1 protein-coding gene and 3 pseudogenes are annotated in these 2,619 nt (G+C 51.9%); 1 reads left to right on the top strand and 3 read right to left on the bottom strand.

Going from position 1 to position 2,619, the window contains the following annotated elements; genetic code table 11:
* Nucleotides 1-261 (top strand): annotated as a pseudogene (locus QZ506_RS11740) (IS1 family transposase); the annotation flags it as partial.
* 31 nt (nucleotides 262-292) lie between these two features.
* On the opposite strand, the gene QZ506_RS11745 reads toward QZ506_RS11740, so the two are convergent.
* The 3 genes and pseudogenes from QZ506_RS11745 to QZ506_RS11755 form a co-directional block, all read right to left on the bottom strand.
* On the bottom strand, nucleotides 293-1,213 hold the full coding sequence (locus QZ506_RS11745; RefSeq protein WP_291971251.1) for a Kdo(2)-lipid IV(A) acyltransferase: 921 nt from the start codon (nucleotides 1,211-1,213) through the stop codon (nucleotides 293-295).
* Nucleotides 1,214-1,500: 287 nt separating this feature from the next.
* Nucleotides 1,501-2,361, bottom strand: a pseudogene (locus QZ506_RS11750) (tRNA-dihydrouridine synthase); the annotation flags it as partial.
* A gap of 89 nt (nucleotides 2,362-2,450) precedes the next feature.
* Nucleotides 2,451-2,619, bottom strand: a pseudogene (locus tag QZ506_RS11755) (IS481 family transposase); the annotation flags it as partial.

Raw genomic sequence — 2,619 nt, forward strand, 5'->3', positions numbered from 1 at the left:
AACACGGTTATGGCAAAAGTGGCCATCAGCGTTACCGTCGTCAGTCATGCAAACACGGATGGCTACAGGGCTTACAACGACGAACTTCCAAAAGTAAAACACATTGTTAGCAAGCTGTATACACAGCGTATTGAGCGTGCACATTTGACACTGCGTAACCGATTGCAACGGCTCAATCGTAAGACGCTCGGATATTCAAAATCATCCGAAATGCACGGTAGGATCATCGGTGCTTACATCGAACGCGAGTACAACGTTTTATGCTACATCAACTCATTGAATACACGACCATTTAATACAGCGCGGGTTCGCCTTCAGGACGCGTTTTGAAGCGGCGGTGTAACCACATATACTGATCGGGCGCCAGCAGCACATTTTGTTCTACCAGCGCGTTCATCCAGGCGGCTGTTGTGACTTCATCATCTAACGGTACGCTGAGTTCAGCAGGCTGGATGATCAATTCATAGCCTTTCCCCTCCTCGCGACGCCGAGGGACAAACGGCACAATGGTGGGTTTAGCCACTTTTGCCAACAAATAACTCCCGCTGGTGGTTGCAGCACTCTCCATGGCAAAGAAGGGAACAAACACGCTGCTGCGCGGGCCATAGTCATGATCGGGGGCATACCAAATAATCTCCCCCTGCTTGAGCGCACGGATCATGCCCTTGAGATCTTTGCGATCCAACATAGTCTTATTTGAGCGCATGCGGCCCCAGGTTTGCAACCAGTCAATCAGTTTGTTTTCATTGGGCCGATAAACACCGATCCCAGGGGTATGCATGCCGAAAATGCGTGCCCCCAGTTCCAGCGTAAGAAAATGTAATCCAATCAGAAGTATGCCGCGTTTTTCTGCACGCAGTAGTTGTATATGCTCAAGGCCAGTGACGGTAAACCAGCGAGCGATGCGCCAGTCGGGCCAAAACCAGGCCATGCCGGTTTCTAGCAGCCCCATGCCCACGGATTCAAAGTTTTTACGCACCAATGCGGCACGCGCTTGTTCTGTCATCTCTGGAAAACAAAGTTCCAGATTGCGCTCTGCAATGTGCACGCGGTGCTTCATAACGCGCATGGCGATACGGCCTAGCGCTGTGCCGAGACGATAAATAACCGGGTAAGGCAGTAACACGACAAGATAGAGTATGGCGATCCCTAGCCAGGTCAACCAGTAACGAGGGTGTAACAATGAACGAGTGAATGATGGGAGTTGTGTCATGAGTTCCAGTATCAAAAAATGCAGGCGCAGTCATCCGCGCTTGTCGTTAAAATAAATCAGTCACACCAAATGATAGTGTCTAATGTGGTGCGGTGCATCAGCTATCGTAATGATGCGGGAAAGCGTTCCGGTACAGGAAGGCTAACCCGCCGTAAGGCAATGTGGAATACTCCAAAAATCAATATCCGCCTTTTATCTTAGCATCGACGAATAATGATGTTTAACCTTTGGTGGGATGTCTGTGTAGAAGAGACACCTCCCGTTTGCGCTAGGGAGGGGAGGATTGCTTAATGTTGAAACAGGTTTTTAATATGATGCTGTTCACTACGCCAGAATTGCGGCGGCGTTGATACTTGCGCGCCCAGTCGTGCGGCAGCGTGCCACGGCCAGCGCGGGTTATAGAGCATGGCGCGCGCAATACCGATAGCATCCGCCTGACCGGTTGCCACAATGCCTTCAACCTGCTCGGCTTCTATGATAAGGCCAACCGCGATGGCGGTGATCCCCACCTCACGCTTGATGCGTTCAGCATAGGAGATCTGATAACTGGGACCTGGCTGGATGCGCTGTGCCGGATAGAGCCCGCCGCTTGAGACATGCATAAAATCGCAGCCAGCAGCGTGCAGTGCATGGCTGAGCGCTACAGACTGCTCGAGATCCCACCCGCCTTATACACCATCAGTGGCAGAAATGCGTACGCCAACGGCTTTGTGGGCGGGAACAACCTCACGCACTGCGCGGAACACCTCAAGTACCAGACGCATACGGTTATTCAAATCCCCGCCGTAGAGATCGTCACGGACATTCGACAACGGAGACAGAAATTGATGCAGCAAATAGCCGTGTGCGGCATGAATTTCGAACACATCAAACCCGATGCGATCGGCGCGTTGAGCGGCATTGGCAAAAGCGGTGATGACATCCGCAATCTGCTGCGTCGTCATCGCCGTTGGTGAAGATTCATCGTCATCATAAGGCAGGGTGGAAGGAGCAACAGGTTGCCAGCCTCCTTGCTGTTCGCTCACGCGAGCCCGTCCTTGCCACGGTACTGCGGAGGATGCTTTGCGTCCGGCGTGGCCCAACTGGATACCAAGCGGCATAGCAGAGTACGTCTTAACCGCGTTGACAGCAGTGGCGAGCGCCTGCTGCATATTCGCATGCGATCGATCATCGATTCGCTGTACTAGCTCAGACCTGATCTGACAGTTACCGATTATTTATACAGGTGTCTGTAAGATTACATCTGGTTCAGATTCTTTTCTGCACAGATCCGTTTTCCATCGAGTAAAGTGGCCATCGGCGTACGCCCGCAGCACATTTTTCCCTGATGAGTTCGCTCATTATTGTAATGCCACAACCAGTTGTCCAGATCTACCTGCAGGCTTTCCAGGTCTCCATATAACTTC

Source organism: Candidatus Symbiopectobacterium sp. (assembly GCF_020054415.1).
In the GTDB taxonomy this organism is placed as follows: Bacteria; Pseudomonadota; Gammaproteobacteria; order Enterobacterales; family Enterobacteriaceae; genus Symbiopectobacterium.